This window comes from Phycicoccus sp. Root563 (assembly GCF_001427915.1).
In the GTDB taxonomy this organism is placed as follows: Bacteria; Actinomycetota; Actinomycetes; order Actinomycetales; family Dermatophilaceae; genus Pedococcus.
Genome location: NZ_LMGM01000001.1, coordinates 1,012,210 through 1,037,062 on the forward strand (window position 1 = coordinate 1,012,210; position 24,853 = coordinate 1,037,062).

At 73.1% G+C, this 24,853-nt stretch carries 21 protein-coding genes; 4 read left to right on the forward strand and 17 right to left on the reverse strand.

What is annotated here, in order from left to right; all coding sequences use genetic code 11:
* Positions 1-16 precede the first annotated feature (16 nt).
* From ASD62_RS04785 to ASD62_RS04810, 6 genes are all read right to left on the reverse strand, one after another.
* Positions 17-1,768, reverse strand: coding sequence for an L-lactate permease (locus tag ASD62_RS04785; protein WP_056914980.1), 1,752 nt, complete (start codon positions 1,766-1,768; stop codon positions 17-19).
* Between the two features lie 55 nt (positions 1,769-1,823).
* Positions 1,824-3,215 (reverse strand): (Fe-S)-binding protein, encoded by a 1,392-nt coding sequence (locus ASD62_RS04790; protein ID WP_082580576.1) that lies wholly within the window; start codon positions 3,213-3,215, stop codon positions 1,824-1,826.
* Positions 3,215-4,459 (reverse strand): FAD-binding oxidoreductase, encoded by a 1,245-nt coding sequence (locus tag ASD62_RS04795; protein WP_235530629.1) that lies wholly within the window; start codon positions 4,457-4,459, stop codon positions 3,215-3,217. Before ASD62_RS04795 ends, ASD62_RS04790 begins: the two co-directional genes overlap by 1 nt.
* Before the next feature lie 8 nt (positions 4,460-4,467).
* The gene (locus ASD62_RS04800) at positions 4,468-5,925 is read right to left on the reverse strand and encodes an FAD-linked oxidase C-terminal domain-containing protein (protein ID WP_056914982.1); all 1,458 of its coding nucleotides are present in this window, start codon (positions 5,923-5,925) and stop codon (positions 4,468-4,470) included.
* Between the two features lie 77 nt (positions 5,926-6,002).
* Positions 6,003-7,292 carry a hypothetical protein gene (locus ASD62_RS04805; protein WP_056914983.1) on the reverse strand — a complete coding sequence of 430 codons (1,290 nt, stop codon included), beginning with the start codon at positions 7,290-7,292 and terminating at the stop codon, positions 6,003-6,005.
* A complete protein-coding gene (locus tag ASD62_RS04810) occupies positions 7,289-7,654 on the reverse strand; it encodes a hypothetical protein (protein WP_157581334.1) in 366 nt (121 codons plus the stop codon). The genes ASD62_RS04805 and ASD62_RS04810 overlap by 4 nt, the downstream gene beginning before the upstream one ends.
* Positions 7,655-7,748: 94 nt before the next feature.
* Here ASD62_RS04810 and ASD62_RS04815 point away from each other — a divergent pair, with 94 nt between their 5' ends.
* Entirely contained in the window at positions 7,749-8,201 is a 453-nt protein-coding gene (locus ASD62_RS04815; protein WP_056914985.1) for a nitroreductase family deazaflavin-dependent oxidoreductase, read from the forward strand.
* Between the two features lie 37 nt (positions 8,202-8,238).
* On the opposite strand, the gene ASD62_RS04820 is transcribed toward ASD62_RS04815, so the two are convergent.
* The 5 genes from ASD62_RS04820 to ASD62_RS04840 form a co-directional block, all read right to left on the reverse strand.
* Positions 8,239-8,679 carry a hypothetical protein gene (locus tag ASD62_RS04820; RefSeq protein WP_056914986.1) on the reverse strand — a complete coding sequence of 147 codons (441 nt, stop codon included), beginning with the start codon at positions 8,677-8,679 and terminating at the stop codon, positions 8,239-8,241.
* Complete coding sequence (locus ASD62_RS04825) at positions 8,672-9,037, reverse strand: hypothetical protein (RefSeq protein WP_056914987.1); 366 nt, start codon at positions 9,035-9,037, stop codon at positions 8,672-8,674. The genes ASD62_RS04820 and ASD62_RS04825 overlap by 8 nt, the downstream gene beginning before the upstream one ends.
* A 50-nt stretch (positions 9,038-9,087) precedes the next feature.
* Entirely contained in the window at positions 9,088-9,486 is a 399-nt protein-coding gene (locus tag ASD62_RS04830) for a hypothetical protein (protein WP_056914988.1), read from the reverse strand.
* Positions 9,487-9,716: 230 nt separating this feature from the next.
* The gene (locus ASD62_RS04835) at positions 9,717-11,123 is read right to left on the reverse strand and encodes an RNA polymerase sigma factor (RefSeq protein ID WP_157581336.1); all 1,407 of its coding nucleotides are present in this window, start codon (positions 11,121-11,123) and stop codon (positions 9,717-9,719) included.
* A gap of 289 nt (positions 11,124-11,412) precedes the next feature.
* Positions 11,413-13,689, reverse strand: a complete 2,277-nt coding sequence (locus tag ASD62_RS04840; protein WP_082580577.1) for an efflux RND transporter permease subunit — start codon at positions 13,687-13,689, stop codon at positions 11,413-11,415.
* 209 nt (positions 13,690-13,898) lie between these two features.
* Between ASD62_RS04840 and ASD62_RS04845 the strand changes: the two genes are divergently transcribed.
* Complete coding sequence (locus ASD62_RS04845; protein WP_056914990.1) at positions 13,899-14,720, forward strand: TetR/AcrR family transcriptional regulator; 822 nt, start codon at positions 13,899-13,901, stop codon at positions 14,718-14,720.
* 12 nt (positions 14,721-14,732) lie between these two features.
* Here ASD62_RS04845 and ASD62_RS04850 read toward each other — a convergent pair whose 3' ends face one another.
* From ASD62_RS04850 to ASD62_RS04860, 3 genes are all read right to left on the reverse strand, one after another.
* On the reverse strand, positions 14,733-17,162 hold the full coding sequence (locus ASD62_RS04850) for an excinuclease ABC subunit UvrA (RefSeq protein ID WP_056914991.1): 2,430 nt from the start codon (positions 17,160-17,162) through the stop codon (positions 14,733-14,735).
* A 3-nt stretch (positions 17,163-17,165) separates the two neighbouring features.
* Entirely contained in the window at positions 17,166-17,366 is a 201-nt protein-coding gene (locus tag ASD62_RS04855; protein WP_056914992.1) for a DUF4177 domain-containing protein, read from the reverse strand.
* A 76-nt stretch (positions 17,367-17,442) separates the two neighbouring features.
* A complete protein-coding gene (locus ASD62_RS04860; RefSeq protein ID WP_157581338.1) occupies positions 17,443-17,871 on the reverse strand; it encodes a hypothetical protein in 429 nt (142 codons plus the stop codon).
* Positions 17,872-18,038: 167 nt separating this feature from the next.
* On the opposite strand from ASD62_RS04860, the gene ASD62_RS04865 reads away from it, so the two are divergent.
* Entirely contained in the window at positions 18,039-18,227 is a 189-nt protein-coding gene (locus tag ASD62_RS04865; RefSeq protein ID WP_056914994.1) for a hypothetical protein, read from the forward strand.
* A gap of 36 nt (positions 18,228-18,263) precedes the next feature.
* Here ASD62_RS04865 and ASD62_RS04870 read toward each other — a convergent pair whose 3' ends face one another.
* The 3 genes from ASD62_RS04870 to ASD62_RS04880 form a co-directional block, all read right to left on the reverse strand.
* The gene (locus tag ASD62_RS04870) at positions 18,264-18,590 is read right to left on the reverse strand and encodes a putative quinol monooxygenase (protein ID WP_056914995.1); all 327 of its coding nucleotides are present in this window, start codon (positions 18,588-18,590) and stop codon (positions 18,264-18,266) included.
* A gap of 81 nt (positions 18,591-18,671) precedes the next feature.
* On the reverse strand, positions 18,672-19,991 hold the full coding sequence (locus tag ASD62_RS04875; protein WP_056914996.1) for a glycosyltransferase: 1,320 nt from the start codon (positions 19,989-19,991) through the stop codon (positions 18,672-18,674).
* Complete coding sequence (locus ASD62_RS04880; RefSeq protein WP_056914997.1) at positions 19,988-22,264, reverse strand: glycosyltransferase; 2,277 nt, start codon at positions 22,262-22,264, stop codon at positions 19,988-19,990. Before ASD62_RS04880 ends, ASD62_RS04875 begins: the two co-directional genes overlap by 4 nt.
* Before the next feature lie 221 nt (positions 22,265-22,485).
* Between ASD62_RS04880 and ASD62_RS04885 the strand changes: the two genes are divergently transcribed.
* On the forward strand, positions 22,486-24,795 hold the full coding sequence (locus ASD62_RS04885) for an FG-GAP-like repeat-containing protein (RefSeq protein WP_056914998.1): 2,310 nt from the start codon (positions 22,486-22,488) through the stop codon (positions 24,793-24,795).
* Positions 24,796-24,853: the final 58 nt, after the last annotated feature.

Consider the following 24,853-nt stretch of genomic DNA (forward strand, 5'->3'; position numbering starts at 1 on the left):
CGCGTCATGCCGCCCGTCAGGGGAGCATCCAGCCGAGCACCGCGGTCGACTGCAGGAACACGATCACGCACATGAAGGCCAGGAACCCCAGGCTCCAGCCGACGACCTTGCGGAACAGGTCGCCCTCGCGCCCCGACAGACCCACCGCGGCAGCGGCGATGGCGAGGTTCTGCGGCGAGATCATCTTGCCGAGGACCCCGCCGGACGAGTTCGCTGCGGCCATCAGCGCGGGGCTGAGCCCGACGTCCTTGGCCGCCGAGACCTGCAGCGCGCCGAAGAGCGAGTTCGAGGAGGTGTCGGAGCCGGTGACGGCGACACCGAGCCACCCGAGGATCGGCGACAGGATGGCGAACGCCGAGCCCGCACCCGCCATCCACGAACCGAGGCTCGCCGTCTGGCCCGAGGCGTTCATGACGTAGGCCAGGCCGAGCACCGCCATCACGGTGAGGATCGCGGACGCCAGCTGCCGGTAGGTCGCGCCGTAGGCCCGCAGCGCCTTCGACGGGGAGATGCCGATGGCCGGGATCGTCAGCAGGCCGGAGAGGAGCATGAGGGTGCCGGCGGCGCTGAGCCAGTTGAGCTTGAACGTCGGCAGGGTGGACGCCTTGCCTGAGGCCGTCTGCAGCCCGTCGAGGCCCGGCCACCCGAACGACCGCGTCGGGGCGTCCAGCGCACCCTTGATGCCGGGCAGCTGGGCGAGGATGAACAACGCGATGATGATGAGGTACGGCGCGTAGGCCTTGACCACCTCGCCGGTGCTGTCGACCTTGCCCTCGTCGCGGGCGGCCAGGTCGTGGGCCGAGGTGGAGGGCACGGGTTCGTCGTGCCGACGTACCTCGCCCCGACGCGTGCCCGAGGCGGCGGTCGCACCCGTGGAGCGGGCGGCGCCGCCGGTGCTGCTGCTGCGGGCCCCGACGAGCTCGTCGTCGTCGGTCTCGGTCTCGACGTAGGTGTCCGAGGGCTGCCAGACGCGCAGGAGGACGACGACGGACAGGGCCCCCACGAGGGCCGCGACGATGTCGGTCAGCTGGGTCGACAGGAAGTTGCTCGTGGCGAACTGCGCCACGGCGAAGGCGATCCCGCACGTGAGGGTGGCCGGCAGGGTCGCCCGGACGCCCTTGCCCTTGTCGACGATGTAGACCAGCGCCATCGGCACGAAGACGCCGAGCAGCGGGGTCTGCCGGCCCACGATCTGGGCGAGGTGGTGCTCGGACTCGCCGCTCACGGTGGCGAGCGTCGTGATCGGCACGGCCAGCGCCCCGAACGCGACGGGGGCCGTGTTGGCCACCAGCGCGACGACCGCGGCCTTCATCGGCCGGAACCCCAGGGCGATGAGCATGACGCTGGTGATCGCCACCGGCGTCCCGAACCCGGCCAGCGCCTCGAGCAGCGCCCCGAAGCAGAACGCGATGATGACGGCCTGGATCCGCTGGTCGTCGCTGACCTTGGCGAACGACCGCCGCAGCACGTCGAAGTGCCCCGTCTCGACGGTCATGTTGTAGACCCAGATGGCGTTGATGACGATCCACAGGATCGGGAAGAAGCCGAAGGCGGCGCCCTCCAGCCCGGCCGACAGGGTCGCGCCGACGGGCATCGAGTACGCGGTCAGCGCCACGACGATCGAGACCGCCAGCGAGATCAGGGCGGCCTTCCACGCGGCCAGGCGCAGCACGCCGAGCAGGACGAACAGGGTCAGCAGGGGCAGCATCGCCACGAGGGCGGTGATGGTCAGCGAGCCGGCGACGGAGTCGAGTTCCGGTCTGTACATGGGTCACCTCGTTGTGAGACGTGTCCTCGCGGACACGGGAGTGGGGCGGGTCGCGTCAGGTCGTGGTCGGCCTCCCGGGGGTGCGTCCGGCCGCCGGGGCGCCGAGGTCGGAGGGTCGTCGTCCGCGGATCGAGGCGTCGAGCACCTCGATGGTGTGGGCGAGGGGCATGGGGGTGCCCGACCGCTCGAGCGCGGAGTGGATCTGCATGAGGCACCCGGGGTTCGCCGTGACGAGCAGGTCCGCACCGGTGCGACGGACGTTGGCCGCCTTGAGGTCGCCGAGCTCCTGGGCGGTGCCGGGGTTGAGCAGGTTGTAGATCCCCGCGCTGCCACAGCACAGCGACCCGTCCGGGACCTCCCGCAGCTCCAGCCCCGGTATGGCGCCGAGCAGCTGCCGCGGCTGGCTGCGGATCCCCTGCGCATGCCCGAGGTGGCAGGCGTCGTGGTAGGCGACGCTCACCTCGAGCGGGTGCCGGGTGGCCACCGGTCCGACCTCGGCGAGGAACTCGCTGACGTCACGCACCTTCGCCTCGAAGGCCTCGGCCCGGGCGGCGTAGGCGGGGTCGTCGGCGAGCAGCGCGGCATACTCCTTCATCGCGGAGCCGCACCCCGCGGAGTTGACGACGACGTGCTCCACGCCGGCCGCCTCGAACGTGTCGACGAGGCTGCGGGCGAAGGCTGCTGCCTCGGGCTCGCGGCCGTTGTGCGCCGAGAGGGCGCCACAGCACCCCTGCCCCGCCGGGGCGAGGACGTCGAAGCCCTCGGCCGCCAGCACCCGCGCCGTGGCGGCGTTGACGCCGGGGAAGAACTCGCGCTGCACGCAGCCGAGGAGCATGCCGACCGTGCCCCGCCTGGCCCCACGCGCCCGGGTGACCTCGGCGACCGGCACCGGGCGGCCGAGGGGTGGGGCGAGCGCCTCCATCGCCGCCAGCTGCGGCGAGATCCGTTGCAGCACACCGGACCTGCGCAACAGACGGGAGAGCCCGGAACGCTGGTGCAGGCGCAGCGGGCCACGCAGGGCACGGAGCCGACGCGGGTAGGGGAACAAGGCGAAGATGGCCGATCGCAGGAGCCGCTGGGCCGGCGGCCTTGTGGTGTTGCGCTCCACCTGCGCCCGCGTCGCGGTGATGAGCTCGTCGTACTTCACGCCGGAGGGGCAGGCGGTCACGCAGCCCATGCAGCCGAGGCAGGCGTCGAAGTGGCCGGCCACCTCGGGCGTCAGGGGTTCGCCCTCGCGCACCTGCGACATGAGGTGGATGCGTCCGCGCGGCGAGTCCATCTCCTCGCCCCACAGCACGTAGGTCGGGCAGCTCGGCAGGCAGAAGCCGCAGTGCACGCAGTCGGCGAGCAGCTCCGCCGACGGCGGGCGGTGCGCGTCGAACGACCCTGCGTGGTGGGGGTCGATGGGTCCACCGGACCCGGGGGCAGGGTTCGTCGTGCTCGTCATCAGATGCCTCCCACGAAGCGGCCCGGCGCCAGGACGCCGCCGGGGTCGAAGCGCTGCTTGACCGAGCGCATCAGGTCGAGGGCCGTCGCGGGCCCCCAGACGTCGAGGCGGTCGCGGACGGCGTCGGGGGCCTCGAGGACGACGACGGCGCCCCCGAGGGCCGCCGCGGTGGCCCGCAGGTGGTCGACCGCTGCGACCACGGTCGTGGCCTCACCGTCGAGGACGGCGCAGCCGACGCCGACCGCGGGCGAACCCCGGTAGGACGCGAGGACGCCGCAACGCTCCCGGAGGTCGCCGGTGGCGCGCAACAGTCGCCCCGCTCCGGCGATCTCGTGGGTGACCCGGACCAGGGTGCGGCTGCTTCCTCGGTCCCGGGGCCCCTCGCGTTCCAGGTCCTCACCCCACCACGGCGGCGCGCTGCCCGAGACGTGGGAGTCGTCGCCCAGCTCCCGGGCCACGGTGGCTGCACACTCCTCCGTGGCCTCGGCGTGGCCCTCGAGCAGCGCCGCGACCGTCCCGGTGGCACCGTCCCAGTCGACCTCCACCGCGACCGGCACCTGCTGGCTGTGCACGAGCGACTGGACGGCGTCCTGCGCCGCGTCGGGCCCGTCCACGGACACGGTCACCCAGCGCCGCTCCCCCGGGACGGGGTGCAGCCGGAACGCGACCTCGGTGATGACACCGAGCGTGCCGAACGACCCGGTGAGCAGCTTGGCGAGGTCGTACCCCGCCACGTTCTTGACCACCTTGCCGCCGCTCTTGGCGACCACCCCGTCCGCGCGCACGAGGGTCATGCCGATGACGAGGTCGCGAACTGCCCCGTGCCGCAACCGCATCGGGCCACTCGTCCCCGTCGCGACGGTCCCGCCGATGGTGCCACTGCGCGTCGGGTCGATCCCGAGCCGCTGCGCGGAGGCGGCAACGTCCTCCTGCAGCGTGGCCAGGGGCCGCCCCGCACCGGTGACCAGGATGAGGTCCCCGGCCGCGTGCTCGACGAGGCGGTCGAGGCGGGTGGTGTCGAGGACGACGTCCAGCCTCCGGGGCGGGTTGCCCCAGCGCAGCTTGGTCCCGCTCCCCCGCGGCACGACCGCGAGCCCCGACGTCGAGGCCGCGGACATGACGGCCGAGACCTCCGCCGTCGTGGCGGGCGACGCCACCCAGCGCGGCGCCATACCGAGGACCGTGTCGTCGTCGGAGGCCTCGGTGACGTGTCCGTCGCACGCGCGCAGGAGTGCGTCCGGCACGACGCCCATCAGAAGACCTCCGCCACGCCGGACTCGGCCAGCGGGTGGACGCCCTGGTGCCGACCGGGGCGTTCACCGCAGAGGCGAGGCGTCGGGAAGATCTTGCCGGGGTTGGAGATCGACTCGGGGTCGAACGCGCACCGCACGAGCTGCATGGTGTCGAGGTCGTCGTCGGTGAACATGCGCGGCATGAACTTCGCCTTGTCGCTGCCGACCCCGTGCTCGCCCGTGATCGAGCCCCCGTGCTCGATGCAGAGGTCGAGGATGGCGCCGGAGACCTCCTCCGCCCGCTCGCCCTCCCCCGGCTTCGACTCGTCGAACAGCACGAGGGGGTGCAGGTTGCCGTCGCCGGCGTGGAAGACGTTGGCGACACGGACGCCGGACTCCGTCGACAGCTCAGCGATCCGGCGCAGCACCTCCGGCAGCGCGGTCCGCGGGATGACCCCGTCCTGCACGATGTAGTCCGGACTGATCCGGCCCACCGCGGCGAAGGCCGACTTGCGCCCCTTCCAGAACAGCGCGCGCTCGGCGTCGTCCTGCGCGATGCGGATCTCGAAGGCGTCGGCCTCCCGGCAGTGCCGCTCCACCTCGGCGAACACGTGCCGCACGTCGACCGCCGGGCCGTCGATCTCCACGATGAGCACCGCACCCGCACCCGCGGGGTAGTCGCAGTGCACCGCCGCCTCCGCCGCCTCGATCGCCAGCGCGTCCATCATCTCGATGGCCGCCGGGATGACCCCGGCGCCGATGATCGCCGACACGGCGGCCCCGGCCTGGTCGGTCGAGGCGAACGCCGCCAGCAGGGTGCTCACGTCCTCCGGCGTCCGGGTCAGGCGGACGGTCACGCGGGTCGCGACCCCGAGGGTGCCCTCCGAGCCGACGACCGCACCGAGCAGGTCGTAGCCCGTCGGGTCGGGGGCCTTGCCACCGAGCTCCACCACCTCGCCCTGAGGGGTGACGAACTCCAGGCCCGTGACGTGGTTCGTGGTGAAGCCGTACTTGAGGCAGTGCGCTCCCCCGGAGTTCTCCGCGACGTTGCCGCCGATGGAGCAGACCTGCTGGCTCGAGGGGTCGGGGGCGTAGTAGTAGCCCTCCGGGCGGGTGGTGTCGCTGAGCTGGAGGTTGATGACCCCGGGCTCGACGACCGCGCGCTGGTTGGCCCGGTCGACCTCGAGGATCTGTCGCATCCTGCTCAGCACGATGAGGACACCGTCGGCGTGCGGCAGGGCGCCCCCGGACAGCCCGGTCCCCGAGCCGCGGGCCACGAACGGGATGCCCGCCCGGGCGCACTCGGTGACCGCCGCGGCGACGTGAGCGGTGCACTCCGCCAGCACGACGAGGGCCGGGACGACCTTGTAGTGCGTCAGCCCGTCACACTCGTAGGTGCGCAGCTGCTGCCGGTCGGTGATGACGGCGTGGTCACCCACGAGGGTGCGCAAGCGTCGGGCGAGGACGTCGGTGTCCATGGGGGGATGCCTCACGATTCCACATGGCGGAAACTGGCTTCTGCACCATGGACCCTATTTGCGGCATACAGGACAGGTCAACGGTGTCGGGTACCACTGTCGCGCAGGTCAGCCTGCTCCCGCGCGTCGAGGAGCCGCTCCCTCACCGCATCGCCCTGGTGCACGCCACGCGCCACTCCGTCCGCCGCCACCCCGGCCACGTGCCAGCTCGTCGAGGCGCCCTCTGCCCTCGCCACCGCGGTGAGGTCGTCGACCCAGCGGACCTTGGCCCAGGTGGCCGCTCGTACTGCGGCCTGCTCGTGCAGCCACGGGCGCAGGGCCGCTGCCGACCGCGGCGGCCGGGTCCACGGCAGGGGCGCGCGTGGTGCGGGTGCCTCGACCAGCCGCACGCCCTTGCGCGCCAGCCGTTCCCCCGCGAACCCGGCCCCGCGCGCGCCGGACACACCGAGCCGGGCCGAGGGGACGTTCTCCGCGAGCCCCGCAGCCAGGCGGTCCCGGGCGGTGAGCCGCAGCGCGCTGCGCCCCGACCGCGAGCCGGTCGCACCGACGACGGCAGCGTTCGTCGCCCGGGCACCGGTCTTGAGGACCGATCCGGTGCTCCCCAGCACCGCGGCCGCCGTCGCCAGGGCGAGGTGGGTCGGGTCGCCGTCGCCGTACCCGACGAGCACCACCGCATCGGCCGCCACCTGCAGTCCGGCGGACCCTGCTGCCACCGCCGCCAGCGGACGCAGCGGGGGCACGAGGGCGAGGGTCCCTGCGGCACCCGCCACCTCTCCTGCCACGCGGCTGGTGCCCGTCAGCGCGTCGTACAGGCCGCTGTCGGCCAGCCCGTCGTCGAGGAGCCCGCGCAGCACCGCAGCGCACCGACGGTCCGCGGCGGTCCAGGCGTCGTGCGCCTCCGCGTGGCGCCGCACCGCGACCTGCACGCGTTCGCCGTGCGTCACCATCTCGGCGCGGTACCTCCCCGCCTGCGCCCGCTGGGCCGGGTCCGCGCTGCCCTCCGCGACCCCCATGAGCTCCCCCGCCCGCAGGAAGGCGTCCCACTCCACCCGGTGGACCCGCTGCGCCCCCGCCACCTCGACCTGCACACGCTCGAGCTCGTCCGCGAGGCGACGCAGCGCCGACGCGGCCACGGCATACCGACGGGCCACCCGCTCCAGCACCTCGGGGACCGCACCGAACCTGCGGCCGAAGGCCGCACCGGCCGGGGAGGACCACACGGCGACGCCCGGATCGGCGAGTCCCCGGGCGGTGCGGGCCAGGGCGGCCAGCTGCTCACCCTCGGCGGACAGGGTCGCTGCGATCCCGCGCACCCCGGCGGGGTCGCCGGCGACGGGGCCGAGCACCGCTGCCGCAGAGCTGCTCACGTCGTACGTCCGGCGTCGACCATCCCACCGACGGCCGCCTCGACCTCGACGTAGAGACCGCCGGCCCGGCGGGCCGCGACCGCGAGGTCGTCGAGCGCCCGACCGAGCACGAGGCGCCGGTGCTCGAAGTCACCGAGGACGTCGCCGAGCGCCGCAGTGCTGTGCCCGACCCCCAGGGCCCACGCCCGGTCCGCGACCTCTGCCGCATGCCACTGCAGGTCGGTGGCGACGTGCGACAGCGCCACGCCCAGCGCGGCGACCTCGGAACCGCTCACCTCGATCCTCGTGGAGACCGGGGCAGGGTGCGAGGTCAGGCGCGAGCTGGGCTGCGGGGTGGCGCCTGTCGACGCTGCCGTCGTCATGGCCCCGAGGGTAGGAGGACCGGAGCGGGTGCCCGGCACGTTGTCCACAGGTCCCGGTCGTGCGGTCGTCCCGCGCGCGTGCTTGCATGGCGTCATGACGATTCAGGGTGAGTACGTCCCCAGTCCCACCGCGTGGGTCCGTGAGCAGGTCGAGAAGATCGAGGAGACCGGCACCACCCGGTCGGTCAGCGTCCAGGACCGCGAGGTGGTCATGCTGACGATGCTCGGCGTCTCCGGCAAGGTGCGCAAGGTGCCGCTCATGCGGGTCGAGCACGACGGCGTGTATGCCGCGGTGGCCAGCAAGGGCGGCGCTCCGGAGCACCCGGCGTGGTACGCCAACGTCCGCAAGAACCCGGTCCTGGACCTCCAGGACGACGACCGCACGTGGACGGTCCGGGCCCGCGAGATCGACGGCGAGGAGCGCGAGCAGTGGTGGGAGCGCTGCGTCGCCGCCTTCCCGCCCTACGCGGAGTACCAGGTCAGGACCGACCGGCTGATCCCGGTGCTGCTGCTCGAGCCCGTCGAGGACCAGCCCGACCAGGGCTAGCCGCTCGGGAATCGGTCAGGAACCGGTCGGTCGAGGATCAGCCCGTCGGGTCGCCCGCGGCCTGCGCCGTCGAGGCGGGCCGGCTCGCGGTCCGGCGCAGCCACAGCAGCCCCAGCACCGGCAGCACGAGCGGGACGTAGCCGTACCCGGAGCCGAAGTGGGACCACACGGTCTTGTCGGGGAACGCGTCGGTGGCCAGGTACGACGCCAAGCCCACCACCAGCACCCCGGCGAGCTCGATGGTGATGGCCGTCGTGGCGACCCGCCGTGAGGTCCGGTCGCCACGCGCCAGCGCGATCGTGGCCACGACGTAGATGACCGCAGCCAGCGCCGACAGCACGTAGGCCAGGGGGGCGCGGGAGAAGTACTCGGTGATCTGCAGGACCGAGCGGCCGGTCGCGGCGAGGGCCAGCAGGCCGTACACGGCGACGAGCACGATGCCCGGCCCGGAGCGGGTGGAGCGCGGCGCGTCAGCCATGGAGGTTCCAGATCTGTTGGAGGCGGGCGGTCATCACCGCGACGGCGAACGCCGCGACGGCGACGACCCCCATCGACCAGCGGGTCTTCTCCTTGAGCGCCAGGAACACCGCCACCGGGGGAAGGAACGGCAGCGTGATCGCGTATGCCGCGAACGTCGCCGTCTCCGCGTCGTCCCCGGGGACGCTGCCGAGGTGCGCGAGCGCGACGGCGGCCTGGACGAGCACCCCCAGCTCCACCACCGCCGCCACGAGGAGAAGGCGGTCGTCGACGAGGCGGGTGCGGGCGGCATACCAGCCGGCGATCGCGAGCAGGGCCACCGCACCGGCGAGGACGACCACGGTCAGGGGGAAGAGCACGCGGGAAGCCTACGCGAGCAGGACCACCGCCCTGCCGAGGGCGGTCGCGGTCAGGACGCGCTCGTCCGGGACGCGGCCGGGGCGAGCACGAGGTAGGCCTGCGCCGCGAGCAGGACGACGACCGCCACCCACTTCCCTGCGGGCAGCTCGACGCCGTACCGCACCCGGTCGACGACCACGAGGCCCACCTGGAGCATGACGATCCAGCCCATGGTGACGAGGGCGAGCTCGGCGTACTGCAGCGACGAGGCGTAGACCCAGAACAGCACCCCGAACGCGAGGAGCCCCAGCAGCATCGGCCACCACGACCGGTGCTCGGCCCACTCCTTGGCGGCCACCGCACCGGCGAGGTCGAGGGCGGCGAGCGCCACCATCGCCGTGGTGGCGACGAGCGCCACCGGCCACCCCTGCGGTGCCTTGATCATCGGCACGAGCTCCACACTGACCATCGTCCCCACCCCCGGGTGCGGCCGACCCGCTGCCGGCCACGTTCCAGTGCAGCGCCCGAGGACCGACCCCGGCATCGGTCATCTCACCGAGATCGCCACCGACGCAACGAGCAAACCACCCGGTCCGCGCGGGGTGCGACGCCCGGCATGGGTGGTTCCTGGGGGTTCGTCCGGCCGGGGGTTCGTCCGGCCGGGGGTTCGTCCGGCCGGGCGCTCGCCCTGCAGGACCGTCAGGGATTCGTGACGTCCGTCGTCGACGTGGCGCTGGGGCCGGTGGTCGACGACACCGTGGAGTCGCCCGACCCGGTGGCCGGCCCCTTGGTGGGATGCGAGCCCGGGGTCTTCGTCCTCGGCGCCTTGGTCGTCGGTGCCTTGGTCTTGGTCGAGTGGGAGTTCGGCGTGTGGGAGCTCGGGACCCCCGACGTCGCGGTCGAGCCGGTGGACGGCGCCCGGGTGGGCGACCCCGTGCCGTGGGGCACCGAGCCGGTGACGGAGGAGGTCGACGTCGGGCTGGGCGAACCGGTCTTCGTGCCGCCCTTGCCCTTCCCCTTGCCCGGAGCGGTCACCTCGGCGGTCGGCTGGACCGGGGCGACCCCGCCGCCGGGGAGGATGCGGCCGATGCCGTTGGACGGACGGGACGAAGCCGGCGAACCGGGCGCCTTCGGCTTCGGTGCCCCGGACCGCGAGGCTCCAGGGGCCGGCGCCCCGATGGTTTCGTGCATGAGCCGCTGGACCCCCGTGGGAAGGGCACCGACGTAGGCAGCGGCGCTCAGTCCACCGAGCGACATGACCGAGGCCGAGATGGTCGCGATGCCGAGCAGGGCGGTGCGCGAGCGGCCGGCGGCGTTGGCGATGCCGTGCGGCCGTTTGGCCCCCCGACGGGCCGGCGCGTTGCCGACCGTGACGACCCGGGTGCGCGGGACGGACCAGGCCGGAGGCCGCGGGATGCTGCGGAACGCCCCCAGCGCGACGCGTTCGTCGGCGAGCTCCGCGGGAGTGGCCGGCGCGTCCAGCGACCACGTGAGCAGCTCGGCGTCGGCACCCAGGCGCTCGAGCGCGCGAGCCTCGGAGCGGCGCACGCTCTCGGCGTCCGAGCCCACCACGTCGGAGACCGCCCGGACGGGCAGCGCCCCACCGAGGCGCAGGACGAGGATCTCGCCCTGGCCCAGGGGCAGGGCGCGCAGGGCGGTGATGGTGTCGCCGAGACCGCGGTGGGCAGGGTCGGTGTCAGGGGACGCAGCGAGCAGGGCGTCGATGTCGAACTCGTCGGCGTCGCTCCGGCGCCGGGCCATCGTCGCGGCCGCAGCCGCTGTCGCCGCCGTGGCAGCGGTGGCGGCGGAGGAGGCGGTGGTGGCCTGCGAGAACGCCCGCCGGTCGATGGGGGTGACCGTGGCCCAGCTCCCCTGCCCCGTCCCCTGCTGGGCGCGCAGGCGCGCGCACGCGAGGATCCAGACCCGCCAGGCGGACTCGTCGCCGGTGAAGCCGATGAGGCCACGGATCGCGGTGATCCAGCCTTCGCAGGCCGCGTCGTACGGGTCGTCGGCACCCACGACGCGCAGGTAGCGGATGACCAAGGGGTTGGCGTCGCGCCAGAGCCGGGTGAAGGCTTGCTCATCCCCGGCTTGGGCTTCTCTCAACGTTCCCGTGAACGCGCTCCCCAGCACTCCCCCAGTATCGGTCCCGTCAGCCGGTCCCGGGGTCATCCGTTTGGCCGTGTTCAGGACAAATCCGAGTACCCCCTCGGGTGACGTGCTACAGCCAGCCCGCGGCCGGACGCCGTCGTTCGCCGCCGTTTGCCCGCGGTGGATGGCGGCGAACGGACGGGCGACCGGCGGACCACCGGCGGCCGCTGGGGGCCGACCGGGTGTGCGACCTGGTGGGTGACCGACGGCCCGGTGCTCCGCGAGGGGAGCACCGGGCCGCGGCTCAACCGGCCGGCTGCAGGACCGGCGGTTCAGCCGGCTCCGAGGGCCCGGAGGTCCCTGAGGTCCCGGAGGTCCCGGTCGCGTCGGTCGCCGCCGCGCGGGTCTCCTCGCGGTGCCCGTGGCGCTCCCACCACCGCGCCAGCGGGGCGGGGGCCCACCAGTTGGCGCGGCCGAGCAGCCGCATGGTGGCCGGGACGAGCAGGGCGCGCACGACCGTGGCGTCGATGAGCACCGCCACGAGCATGCCGACCCCGATCATCTTGAGGAACACGATCCCGCTGGTGGCGAACCCCCCGATGACGACCGCGAGCAGCAGCGCCGCACTGGTGATGATGCGCCCCGAGCGCTGCACCCCGGCTGCGACGGCCCGCGTGTTGTCGCCGGTGCGGTCCCACTCCTCCCGGATCCGGCTGAGCAGGAACACCTCGTAGTCCATCGACAACCCGAACAGGATCGCCAGCATGAGGATGGGCTGGGTGACGTCGAGGTACCCCGGGGAGGTGAAGCCGAGCAGCCCGGCGAGGTGCCCCTCCTGGAAGATCCAGGTCACCACACCGAAGCTGGCGCCGATCGACACCGCGTTCATGACGATCGCCTTGAGGGGCAGCACGACCGACCCGAAGGCCACGAACAGCAGCACGAGCATGACCACCGCCACCGTGAGGGCCATCCACGGGAGCCGGGCCCCGATGGAGTCGACGAGGTCGACCGCGTCGGCGGTGGCTCCTCCGACGCGCACCGTGCTGCCCGCCGGTGCCGCGACGGCGCGCAGCTCTCGGACCAGGTCCTGGCTGGCCGCCGACTGGCCGTTGCCCGGCCAGGTCACCCGCAGCAAGGTCCTGGCCTGCCCCTCGTAGGTCGTCCGCCCCGTCGGCTGCACGGCGGTGACGCCGTCGACGCGACCCAGCTGTGCGGCATACGCGGAGACGGCGGTGGGGTCACCACCGGTGACGACGAGGGACGCCGACGAGGTCTCGCCGCCGAAGAGGTCGGCCTGCAGCTCGGCCGCCTGGCGGCTGGGCGAGCTGGCCGGCAGCACCCGCTCGTCGACACTGCCCCAGCGCGCCTGGGTGAACGGACTCCCCAGGGCCAGCAGCCCCACCACGATGACGACGAGGAAGACGACGGGGCGACGCATGACGCTGTGGGCGACCCGCGCCCAGGCGCCGTGGACGACCTCGCGGTCGGTGCCGTGGACCTCCTGCAGCGCCTGCGCGTCGGCCCGGTGCGCCCGGGTGCCGCGGCGCCACGGCATCCGGCCCAGCTCGATGCGCGGGCCGAGGACTCCGAGCAGCGCCGGCAGGATGGTCAGGGCAGCTGCCATCGCGACGAGCACCGCGGCGACCCCGCCGTAGCCCATGGAGCGCAGGAAGTTCTGCGGGAAGATGAGCAGCGAGGCGAGGGACGCGGCGACGATGAGGCCGGAGAACAGCACCGTCCGCCCGGCCGTCGCCATGGTGCGGCTGATCGCCGCCGCCACGCTGGCACGGCTCTCGTCGGGCTGGGTGGCGAGCTCCTCGCGGAACCGGCTGACGACGAACAGCGCGTAGTCGATCGCCAGGCCCATCCCGAGCAGGGTGATGACGTTGATGGAGAAGACCGAGACATCGGTGATGCCGGTGACCAGGCGCACGACGGCGAACGCCCCCATCACGGCGATGCCGCCGACCAGGGTGGGCATCAGGGCCGAGGCGAGGCTTCCGAAGATCAGCAGGCTGAGGACGAAGACGATCGGCATGGAGATCGACTCGGCGCGCGCGATGTCGTGCGAGACCTGCTCGTTGACGTCACCGAAGACGGCCCACTTCCCGCCGACGCTGGTTGCCAGGCCGGGGGCCCGGAGGTCGTCCTTGACCGCCTCCCAGTTGTCGCTCTTGGCGTCCTGGGTCGCCCCGGCAAGGGTGACGACCACCCGGGTGGCGTGCCGGTCACCGCTGACCAGGTCGGGGGCCCTGGTCGACCACCACGTCGTGGTCGCGGCCACGTCGGGCCGCGGGAGGGCGCCGAGCGTGCGGGTCACGGCCTGCTCGAACGCCGGGTCCTGCACCGTGAGGGTCGGGCTCGCGTAGACGACGACCAGGTCGGTGTCCCGCCCCGGGAAGGCGGCCTGCTCGAGGACCAGCTCCTTCGCGGAGTCGGTCGCCGGGTCGTCGAACCCCCCGTTCGCGAGGTGGCCGAACACCCCGATGCCGTATGCCGCCGCGGCCAGCACGACGACGATCCCCGCCACGAGGACGGCCCACGACCGTCGGGCGACGAATGCTCCCCAGGACTCCATGCCGACCACTCCTTGCGATGTTGCATCACGAATGTTTACGGCAGTAACAGTGATGGGCGTAAACTAACTTGTCAAGGGTTCATGGTTGACTCTGTGGTGAACAGCCACGACGGGCACGGGTCGGCGACGACAAGGGCGACGGGGCACTGGTCGGCGACGACGAAGGCGACGACCGGCGAGTGGCGACGACAGCGAGGAGCAGCGACCAGATGACGACGGCACCGACCCGCCGGGAACGCCAGCGGCAGGCGACCTACGACGAGATCGTCGAGGTCTCGCGGCGGCTCCTGCGCGCCGGGGAGGACGTGTCCATCCGCGCGGTCGCCCAGGAGATGGGGCTGACTCCCCCGGCCCTGTACCGGTACGTCGACAGCCACGCCGAGCTGATGCAGCTCGTCGCCCGGTCGATCTTCGGAGACGTCGTGGCAGCCATGGTCGCGGCCCGGGACGAGCAGCCGGATGACGACCCGGCCGCCCAGATCGTCGCGTCGGCAGGGGCGTTCCGGCGCTGGGCGCTCGGCAACCACGAGGAGTTCCAGCTCGCCTTCGCCTCACCCACGTCCGCCGGGCTGAAGAACCCCGCGACGGGGTCGCCGCAGCCCATCACCTCGCTCGACGACTGCGCCGCCGAGGAGAGCGGCGCCCACCTGTTCGCCGGGTTCTTCAGCGAGATCTTCGGCCGGCTGTGGGTGCGCTACCGGTTCCCGATCCCCACCGACGACGACCTCGACCCCGACGTGGTCTCGGTCCTGCGGGGCGAGATCGCCGCCGGCCAGCCCACCCAGGGGAAGCTGGCGCACGGCGGCCCGGGCGTCGGGCCCCTCGGTGCCCCGACGCCGGGGATGATGTGGATGTTCGAACGCTCGTGGGCCCGCCTCTACGGCACCGTCACCCTCGAGGTGTTCGGGCACGTCCACCCGGCCTTCATCAGCTCGGGTGCGTTGTTCCGGGCGGCGATGCTGGACATCGCCCGCGAGCTGCACATCGACCACGAGTGGGACCGCCTGCAGGACGTGGTCCGCGACTCGTAGCCGCCGAGCCCCTCAGCCGCCGACGTAGGCGGCGAGGTGCTCCCCGGTGAGCGTGGACCGGCCCGCGACGAGGTCGGCCGGGGTGCCCTCGAAGACGACCCGGCCACCGTCGTGGCCGGCGCCGGGGCCGAGGTCGATGATCCAGTCGCCGTGGGCCATGACGGCCTGGTGGTGCTCGATCACGATGACGGACTTGCCCGACTCCACGAGCCGGTCGAGCAGCCCGAGCAGCTGCTCGACGTCGGCGAGGTGCAGGCCGGTCGTGGGCTCGTCGAGGATGTAGACGTCCCCCTTCTCGGCCATCTGCGTGGCCAGCTTCAGGCGCTGGCGCTCACCCCCCGAGAGCGTCGTCAGGGGCTGGCCGAGGGTGAGGTACCCGAGGCCGACGTCGGCGAGCCGCTCGAGCACCTTGTGCGCCGCCGGGGTCCGGGCCTCGCTGTCGTCCCCGCCGAAGAAGCCGAGCGCCTCTGCCACCGGCATCGCGAGCACCTCGGCGATGTTGCGGCCGCCGAGCCGGTACTCGAGGACGGCCGCCTGGAAGCGTCGTCCCTCGCACTCCTCGCAGGTCGACTCCACGGTGGCCATCACCCCGAGCTCGGTGTAGATGACCCCGGCGCCGTTGCAGGCAGGGCAGGCTCCCTCGGAGTTCGAGCTGAACAGGGCCGGCTTGACGCCGTTGGCCTTGGCGAACGCCTTGCGGATGGGCTCCAGGAGCCCCGTGTAGGTCGCCGGGTTGCTGCGCCGTGAACCGCGGATCGCGCCCTGGTCGACGACGACCACGCCGTCGCGACCGGCGACCGAGCCGTGGATCATCGAGCTCTTGCCGGACCCGGCGACACCGGTGACGACGCAGAGCACGCCCAGCGGGAGGTCGACGTCGACGTCCTTGAGGTTGTGCGCCGACGCCCCCCGCACCTCCAGCACCCCGGTCGACCGGCGGACCGTCTCCTTGAGCCGCACCCGGTCGTCGAGGTGGTGGCCGGTCGTCGTGTCGCTGGCGCGGAGCTCCTCGACGGTGCCCTCGAAGCAGACACTCCCACCTGCGGTGCCGGCCCCCGGTCCGAGGTCGACCACGTGGTCGGCGATCGCGATCGTCTCCGGCTTGTGCTCCACCACGAGGACCGTGTTGCCCTTGTCGCGGAGCTGGAGCAGCAGCTGGTTCATCCGGGCGATGTCGTGCGGGTGCAGGCCGATCGTGGGTTCGTCGAAGACGTACGTGACGTCGGTGAGCGACGACCCGAGGTGCCGGATCATCTTGGTGCGCTGGGCCTCCCCGCCGGACAGCGTCCCGGCAGGACGGTCCAGCGACAGGTAGCCGAGGCCGATCTCGGCGAACGAGTCGAGCAGGTGCTGGAGGTTCGCCAGCAGCGGTGCGACCGAGGGCTCCGAGACGTCGCGCAGCCAGACGGCCAGGTCGCTGATCTGCATGGCGCAGAGCTCGGCGATGTTCTTGCCGTGGATCTTCGAGGACAGCGCCTCCTTCGACAGGCGGGTCCCCTTGCAGTCGGGGCACGTCGTGAAGGTGACGGCGCGTTCGACGAACCGCCGGACGTGCGGCTGCATGGCGTCGAGGTCCTTGGACAGCATCGACTTCTGCACCTTGGTCAGGACGCCCTCGTAGGTGAGGTTGACCCCGTCGACCCTGATCTTCTCCGGCTCGCCGTACAGCAGCTTGTCGAGCTGCTTGGGCGTGAACTTGGCCACCGGCTTGTCCATGGGCAGGCCCGCGCCGCTGAAGATCCGGCCGTACCAGCCGTCCATGCTGTAGCCCGGCACGAGCAGGGCGCCGTCGGCCAGCGACTTCGTCTCGTCGTAGATCGCGGTCAGGTCGAAGTCGTTGACCGCCCCCATGCCTTCGCACCGTGAGCACATGCCGCCCTGGTAGACGGCGTCGCGGACGATCGACTTCTCCTCGCGGCCGCCCTTGTCGGTGCGCATCACACCGCTCGCCACCCGCGTGGGCACGTTGAACGCGAACGCCGTCGGCGGCCCGATGTGCGGAGAACCGATGCGGCTGAACAGGATCCGCAGCATCGTGTTGGCATCGGTCGCGGTCCCCACGGTCGAGCGCGGGTTCGCGCCCATCCGCTCCTGGTCGACGATGATCGCGGTCGTCAGGCCGTCGAGCAGGTCGACCTCGGGCCTGGCGAGGTTGGGCATGAACCCCTGCACGAAGGTGCTGTACGTCTCGTTGATCATCCGCTGCGACTCCGCGGCGATGGTGCCGAAGACCAGCGAGCTCTTCCCCGAGCCGGAGACCCCGGTGAACACCGTGAGCCGCCGCTTGGGGAGGTCGACCGTGACGTCCTTGAGGTTGTTCTCCCGCGCCCCCTGGACCCTGATGACGTCGTGGGTGTCGGCGGGATGGGTGCCGGCGGCGTGGGTGACGTCGTGGGTGTCGGCGGCGTGGGCCGACGGCTGCGTCCCCTGCGTGGCTGCCATCGCTCAGGCGGTCTGGCGCTCGAACGTCACGAGCACGCCCTCGGTAGCCCCCGGCCCGATCCGGCCCTTCACCTCGACGGCGGTCACCGACTTCATCTGCCACCCCTTGGCGGCCCACTCGTTGAGCACCTTCTCCAGCTTGTCGGCCGACATCTTCCCGCCGATGAGGCCTTCGCGGACCTGGACCACCTTGTACTCGTACATGGCGCCAGACTAGTTCGGACCGCCCGCCCCGCGGTGGGGTTTCTCCGGCCGGGTGGATTCGGCCGGAGAGGACCGGTCAGGACGCCTCGCGCAGCGGCGGCGGGAGGGCGGCCACGCCGTACGGGGACGCGAGGTGGAAGCCGAGGAGGCGGACGCCATACCGGGCGCAGGCGTCGATCGTGGCCTGGTGCCACGCGCGGTCGAGGTCGCTGGGCAGCAGCCCGCGCCGGCGCCCCCGCCCGACGAGGATCGCCCCGCCCGCCTCCCCCACCAGGGGCAGGAGGAGGTCGAGCAGGCGGACCAGGTCCGCCACCGAGGCGTCCTCGGGGAGGTCGCTGAGCACGAGGGGCTGCAGGCCGCGGTCGTCCTCGTCGCACACCATCAGGGCGACCGCACCGCTGCGGCGCTCCTCGATGCCGAGGACGAGGTCGATCACGTCGCCCTGGAGGCCGGCTTCATGCAGCGGCCGGGTGCGGATGTCGTCGGGCAGGTCGTGGTAGCTCATGACGAGATGGTGCCGCGCCACGGACAGGGGGCCGGCGAGTTGTCCACAGGGTCGGGGGTCGGGAAGGCGGTCCGACTCGTCCCTTCCGGGGAGGTTGGTCGTCCGTTCGGCCCAGTCCCGGGGCGTTGGTGTCCGTGCACAGGTCACGCATCAATAACGTCCCGCTCGTGGACAACGACAGCGCAACCTTCCAGCCCCGGGCACACCGTGCAGCCGTCGGCACCCCCGAGCACACCGCTCGCGTGGCCGCCTCGGCCGACCTGCTGGTCAACCGCCTGCTCGCCGTCCGCGCCATCGGCCAGCTCGACGCCGAGCTCCAGGGCCTGGGCACCGAGGAGTCCTGGCTCACCAGCTGAGTCCAGCGGGCGCACCCCATGACGGGCGCCGGGTCGTCAGTCCGTGACGGCCATCTCACCGAGCTCGGACCAGCCGGTCCCCTCGATCGTCGTGTTGACGATGCGCGGCGTGGCCGACAGGTAGGCCGGGAGCTCGCTCGTCGCAGCCTTGAAGTGGTCGGACTGCACGTGCGCCGCGCCCGCCTCGTCGTCGCGGAACGCCTCGACGAGGACGTACTCGTTCGGGTCGTCGAGGCTGCGCGACCAGTCGAACCAGAGGCAGCCCTCCTCGGCGCGGCAGGCCTGCGTGAACGCCCGGCTCAGCTCCGGCCACTGGTCGGCGTGCTCGGGCTTCACGGGGAACTTCGCGGTGATGAAGATCAAGGGTCCTCCTACGGTCGGCGCCAGCCCGGCACGTGCGTCCGGGCCGACTGGGGCGGGGTCGTGTCCACCCTGCCACGGGGGTCACCGGGTCGCACCGGCCACCCCGGTGAGCGCCTGGCGGGCGCGGTGCGCCCCCGAGGAGGTATGCAGCCTGCTCGCCAGCGAGCGGACGCGCAGCGTGGTCTCCGTCGAGCCGAGCAGCTGCTCCACGGCAGTCCGCAGCTCGGCCGGAGTAGCGGTGTTCGGTGCGAGCACCGTTGCCATGCCTGCCGATTCGAGCGCCGCTGCTCCAGAGAACTGGTCGGTCGACAACGGCAGCACGAGCATGGGCACCCCCGCCGACAGTGACTCGGTGACGCTGTTGTTGCCCCCGTGGGTGACCGCGAGCGCCGCCTCGGCGAGGAGCGTGACCTGCGGCAGGACCTCACGGACCAGCCACGACGCCGGGAGCTCCCCGAGCGCCTGCGCCGGGGTCGACCCGTGGGCCAGGGCCACCCGCACGTCGAGGCCACGCAGGGCCTCGACGACCCGGGCGAGGACGTCGCCACGCACCGACAGGAAGCTGCCGAGGCTGACGTAGACCACCGGCTGTCGGCTGGAGGCGAGCCACTCGCGCACCTGCTCGTCCTCGGGCTCGGCCCGGACCGCCGACCCCAGGAACTCGTGCGCAGGCAGGAGCGAGGTGCGGGCGGGGTCGTGGAGCTCCGCCGGGTAGTTGAGGAGGAGAACGTCCCCGGTGACGGCGAACGCATCCACCACCTCGGGTGGCGACCCGTCGGCGGAGAGAGCACGGACGGCGGTGTTCCACTCACGGGTGAAGGCGTCGCGGACGTCCTCGCAGAGAGTGCGCAGGAGTCCGAGCCGGCCCGGGTCGACGTCGAAGGCCTGCGGGAACACCGTCGGGCAGCCGTACACCTCGTCGCCCACGGGCAGGGCGGTCGGATGCCCCAGCACCACGTCGCCGTGCGGCACCCCGGCCGCCGTGAGCGCCAGCCGGGCCGAGAAGGCGAGGTGGTCGACGAGGACGGTGTCCGGGCGCACGTGGTCCACGACGTCGACCACCGCGCGGCCGACCGGGACCGGCGACCAGAGGAGGTCGTCGCCCCGGGCCCGGGCCTGGAACTCCAGGGTCTCCAACGCCCCGCGACGGGTGGCGTCGAAGAACCCGCGCAGGGCGTCGTCCTCACCGGACGGCTGCTCCTCGGCACGGATGACGCCGGGGTTCGAACCGCGTCCGAGCTGGAGGTGGGCGCGCTCGAAGCCGAACCCGCGGACGATCGCCTCCGTCGCGGGTCCGGTGGCGACCACCACCCGCTCCCCCTCTTCCGCCCAGGCTGTGGCGAGGGTCGCGAGCGGGTAGAGGTGCGAGGCATAGTCGGGGCTGATGACCAGCAGGGTCACGATGCCTCCCCCGTAGGGGGCACCTGGTGGGCGTCGTCCGGCGCGAGCTCGGCCACGCCGCTCGCACCGGTGTACACGCAGGCCAGGGCGTCCGCCATGGTGGTGATGCTGAACCGGTCGCGCAGGGTCGTCAGGGCCCGGCGCTGCTGCAGGGCAGCCTCCGGGGACGCGGCCAGCTCCAGGGCGCGGCCGATCGCCGCGGCGAGCGCGGCGGGTGACCCGGTGTCGGTCAGGAACCCTGTGACGCCGTCCTCGACGTAGGTCGCGGGGCCGCCCCCGTCGGGGGCGACCACGACGAGGGAGGCCGCCATCGCCTCGAGGATGGCCAGACCGAACTCCTCCTTGAGGCTCGCCGACACGTACACCCCTGCGGGGGCCGCCAGCGAGCCCCGTCCGTGCCGGGTCGCCGCGAGCCATGCAGCCACGGTGGCATGGGGGCGGTGGCCAGGCAGGAGCAGGCCGTGCCGCACAGCTGCGGCACGCGGGACGACGGCCTCGATCCGGGCCAGCTCCGCGGCCTCCTCCGCGGAGGGGTCGTCGAGGTCTCCTCCCACGACCAGCAGGTTGCTGCGGGCCCTGAGGGCAGGGTCGGCGTGCCACGTCTCGACGAGCGTGGCCATGCCCTTGACGCGGTTGAGCCGGCCGACTGTGACGAGCAGGGGCAGCCCGCGTCGGGCGGCAGGGAGCTGCACGAGCAACGCATCCAGCTCCGCGAGCGCCGCCCCGGTGGGGCCACCGCCGGCGTCACCTCCCGCGGTGACGATGGAGCCGCCCGTGGGGCCGGTGGAGCCGGCCGTGGGGCCGGGGCGGGTGGGCGTGGCACCCCGCTTGAGTGCCGCACCGGCATGCTCCACGGCCCTGAAGTCGATGCCTTCGGGCACGACCGTGGCCCGGTGCGCCTCGACGTCCAGGTCGAGTCCGAGCAGGGCACGGCTGTCGCGGCGGAGCTCGGGTCGGGGGAACAGCACGAGCTGCGCAGCCGCCCGCGCGAGGCCACGGACGAGGTGGTCGCGGAAGGCGAGGTGCTCGGTGGCGTCAGCGACGCCGAACGACGCCCGCGTCAGCTCACCGGAGGCCTCCCGGGATGCCAGCAGGGCATGCGGGTCGGGAGCCACGGTGAAGACCACCGGTACGCCGAGCTCGTTCGCCGCCTCGGCCGCTGCCAGGGACCCGACGTCGGCCATCCGCAGGTGGATCACGTCGACCCGACCCGCCGCGAGCAGCAGCTGACGGACCCCGCGACGCACGGCGACCCGGTGCATCCAGGCCTGCCCCATCCCCACCGGCGGGCCCCACAACGGCACCTGGGCGTAGTGGTGCCCCGGTGCGGCGAGGTCGGACGGCACGAGGTCGCCGTCCGGGCGCCCCCGCGAGATGGTCAGGACGCGTTCGACGCTGTCGGACTCGAGCAGGGCGTTGCCGAGGTGGACGAGCAGGGTGGCGATGCCTCCGGTGTCGCCCTTGCCGGCGCTGCTGAGCTCCCCGTCGATGTCGGCGTGCAGGAACAGCTGGGCCACCGTCAACCCGGTCACGGTCGAGGGCACGGACGGGTGCGATCCGGTGCGGAGCGCGTGAGCGGAGCCATGGGTACGCGGCCCGGGCCCCCGCCTCGGGCGGGCCGTGAACCGGTCGGCCAGCGCGGCGGTCGCCGCTGCCCGCGTCGACGCGGACTCGCTCTCGTCGTCCACCACACGGAGCAGCACCGACCGCGCAGCCTCACCGGGGACCAGGTCGATGGTCTCGACGAGCCAGGTGCGAGCCCGGTCGTCGAGCGGCGGGACGGTCGGGTCGGGCTCCAGCGGGGCGCGGTCGAGGGCGGACACGAGGGAGGCCAGGACGAGCCCGGGCGACGCTGCGGCCCACACCTCCAGGGTCCGCTGGGCCAGCATGCCGGTGACGCCACCCGCGGACACGAGGTCGACCAGCGAGGGCACGGCGGCCGGCACCGGGGCAGCACGGCGCAGCGCCCAGGCGGCGTGCTCGACGCGGAACGGGTCGCCCGACCCCAGCATCCGCACCAGGTGTGCCCCGTCGGCCACCGGGAGGGCAGCGAGCGCGTGCACGGCAGCGAGCGCGACGACGGCGTCGCCGGCGTCGTCGGCCGCCCTCCGGAGCTCCTGCCGGGACGAACCCGCGTGGTCGTCGGCGGACGCCGTGGCCACGTCGGCCGCCAGCCGCAGGCCTTCCAGGATGGTCGGTGCAGAGCGCACCGCGTCGAGGGCCTCGCGGACCGCTCGTGCCGGGTGCGTCGAGGGAACCGCGCTGCCACTCACCACTCGACCCTAGGTCGGACCCCGGGGGGTCGCACCCGGAGCAGCGGACCCAGCGGAACCTGACCCGCGGCATACGCGCCACGCCGGGCGAGGCACCGGACACGCCGGTCACGGGTCGTCCGAATGGCTCATCTTTTTGTTCTAGTCCCTGTCGCACGGAGCCGCGGTGCCACTCTTCACTGTCGTCACACCCGCCCCTGCTGACCCCCCGGACTTCCCTGATGCGACTGATCTCTGCTGCCCTCGCCGTTGCCCTCACCCCCGCCTTCGTCGCTCTCCCGACCGTCTCGTTCGCCGCCGCCGACACCCCCCACCCCGTGGCCCCCAAGGTCGTGAGCACCCCCATCTCCGGCATCGACGCCGGGGCCGCCCGCCGCGAGGCGAAGGCGGGCCGTGCCCTGGCCACCGGCCAGGCGTCCGCACGGACCGTCACCTCGGACGCGGCCCGGTCGGTCGCCACCAGCCAGGCCGCACGGGTCACCACCGTCCTCACCGCCGAGCAGGCCCGGCCGCACTTCACGGTGGCCGGGATCTCGTGGGCGGCCGGCACCGACCTGACCGCTGACGACGTCACCGTCCAGGTGCGCGTCAGGGAGGCCTCGGGCTGGACGGCCTGGGACGTCCTCCCCGTCCCCGACGACGGCCCGGAGCCCGGCACCGCCGAGGCGGTCGGGGCCAGGCTGGGCACCACCCCCATCGTCAGCGAGGGCGGCAACGGCATCCAGGTCCGCGTCGACACCCCGCGGGGCCGGTCGCTGCCCGACCTCGAGGTCACGACCATCGACCCGGGCTCCTCCCCCGCGGACGACGACCTCACGCCGAAGGCCCCTGCCGCCTCGGCGTCCGCCGCCGCGGCCCAGCCGACGATCATCACCCGCGCCCAGTGGGGGGCCGACGAGCGACTGCGCGGCAGCAAGACGTTGAGCAGCACCATCAAGGCGATCACCATCCACCACACGGCGGGCACCAACGACTACACGCCCGAGACGGCCGCCGCGCAGGTGCGTGGCATCTACGCGTACGACACGCAGGGCCTGGGGTGGGCCGACATCGCCTACAACTTCCTCGTCGACAAGTGGGGTCGGGTCTACGAGGGGCGCGCCGGGTCGATCACCGAACCGGTCCGCGGCGCCCACTCGATGGGCTTCAACACCAACACCATGGGCATCGCGGCGATCGGCAACTACGAGACCACGAGCGCACCCTCGGCGATGGTCGACTCGCTCGCCAAGGTCGCCGGGTGGAAACTCTCCCAGTACGGCGTGAGCCCCAGCGCCACCACGCAGCTGACCTCCCAGGGTGGCACCGGGGCGAAGTACGCCGCCGGTGTCACCGTCACCCTGCCGACGGTCCACGCCCACCAGAACACGTCCTACACGCTGTGCCCCGGCAAGTACCTCTACCCCAAGATGGACACGATCCGCAGCAAGGCCACGAGCTACGCCTCGGCCTCGGCGCCCGTCTCCAACCCCACCCCGGCCCCGGTCCAGACGAGCAAGCTGTATGACGCGTACGGCAAGCTCACGCTCGCCGCCGGCGCCACCGGCTGGCCGGTCCGCGACCTGCAGCTCGAGCTCAACCGTCGGGGCTACGCGGTGGGGACGGCGGACGGCGCCTTCGGCGCCAAGACCACCACCGGGGTGTCCTCGTTCCAGAAGGCCGCCCAGGTCAAGGTGACCGGCGTGGTGTCGGCCAACGACTGGCGGGCCCTGTCGGGCCTGAGCTACACCAAGGCGCTGGCGCTCTCGGTCCCCGCGCGCGGCGGCTTCAACGCCGACGGCCGGGGCGACGTCCTCGGCCGGACCAGGGCCGGCGACCTCATGCTCTACCCCGTCCTCGGCAGCACCGTCGGCAAGGCCGTGAAGATCGGCGCGGGGTGGGGCGGTTTCGCCCAGGTGCTGTCCCCCGGCGACTGGAACGGCGACCGGTTCTCCGACGTCCTGGCGTTGACCGGGACCGGCGACCTGTGGCTCTACCGCGGCAACGGTCGCGGCGGCATGTTGGCCGGAAGGGTCCTCGTCGGCAGCGGGTTCAAGCCGAGCACCCTCCTCGTCGCCCCCGGCGACTGGACCGGCGACGGCAGGCCGGACCTGTTGGCCCGCAAGACCAACGGCGAGCTCTGGCTGCTCACGGGCAACGGCGTCGGAGGCTTCGCGAGCACGGCCCGGAAGATCGGCACCGGCTGGCAGATCTTCACCGACATCGCCACCCCGGGTGACGTGAACAAGGACGGGAAGCCCGACCTCATCGGCCGCTCCAACACCGGGCTGCTCTACCTGTACCTCGGGACCGGGGCCGGCACGACCGGCACGGGTTACCGTCCCGGGCAGGTCGTCAGCCGTGGCTGGGGCGGGCACGCGGCGATCCTGTCGACCGGCGACCTCACGGGCGACGGCGTCCCCGACCTGCTGGCCCGCACAGGCACCAACGGCACGCTGGTCTACGCGGGCAACGGCCGCGGCGGCCTGCTCCCGGGTCGCACGCTGGCCACGACCTGGGCCGCGACCACCCGGCTGTTCGGGGTGCGCTGACCGGTCCGGTCGGTCGGATCACCCCGAATCCGCCCACACCGCACCATCTGGTCACCGA

Bases quoted from the DNA above. Each gene is read 5' to 3' on its own strand.
- ASD62_RS04845 (WP_056914990.1), top strand. From the start codon at position 13,899: ATGACGACGGCACCGACCCGCCGGGAACGCCAGCGGCAGGCGACCTAC.
- ASD62_RS04885 (WP_056914998.1), top strand. From the start codon at position 22,486: ATGCGACTGATCTCTGCTGCCCTCGCCGTTGCCCTCACCCCCGCCTTC.
- ASD62_RS04850 (WP_056914991.1), bottom strand. From the start codon at position 17,162: ATGGCAGCCACGCAGGGGACGCAGCCGTCGGCCCACGCCGCCGACACC.
- ASD62_RS04830 (WP_056914988.1), bottom strand. From the start codon at position 9,486: ATGGTCAGTGTGGAGCTCGTGCCGATGATCAAGGCACCGCAGGGGTGG.
- ASD62_RS04840 (WP_082580577.1), bottom strand. From the start codon at position 13,689: ATGGAGTCCTGGGGAGCATTCGTCGCCCGACGGTCGTGGGCCGTCCTC.
- ASD62_RS04810 (WP_157581334.1), bottom strand. From the start codon at position 7,654: ATGACGACGGCAGCGTCGACAGGCGCCACCCCGCAGCCCAGCTCGCGC.
- ASD62_RS04800 (WP_056914982.1), bottom strand. From the start codon at position 5,925: ATGGACACCGACGTCCTCGCCCGACGCTTGCGCACCCTCGTGGGTGAC.
- ASD62_RS04790 (WP_082580576.1), bottom strand. From the start codon at position 3,215: ATGACGAGCACGACGAACCCTGCCCCCGGGTCCGGTGGACCCATCGAC.
- ASD62_RS04820 (WP_056914986.1), bottom strand. From the start codon at position 8,679: ATGGCTGACGCGCCGCGCTCCACCCGCTCCGGGCCGGGCATCGTGCTC.
- ASD62_RS04860 (WP_157581338.1), bottom strand. From the start codon at position 17,871: ATGAGCTACCACGACCTGCCCGACGACATCCGCACCCGGCCGCTGCAT.
- ASD62_RS04855 (WP_056914992.1), bottom strand. From the start codon at position 17,366: ATGTACGAGTACAAGGTGGTCCAGGTCCGCGAAGGCCTCATCGGCGGG.
- ASD62_RS04815 (WP_056914985.1), top strand. From the start codon at position 7,749: ATGACGATTCAGGGTGAGTACGTCCCCAGTCCCACCGCGTGGGTCCGT.
- ASD62_RS04785 (WP_056914980.1), bottom strand. From the start codon at position 1,768: ATGTACAGACCGGAACTCGACTCCGTCGCCGGCTCGCTGACCATCACC.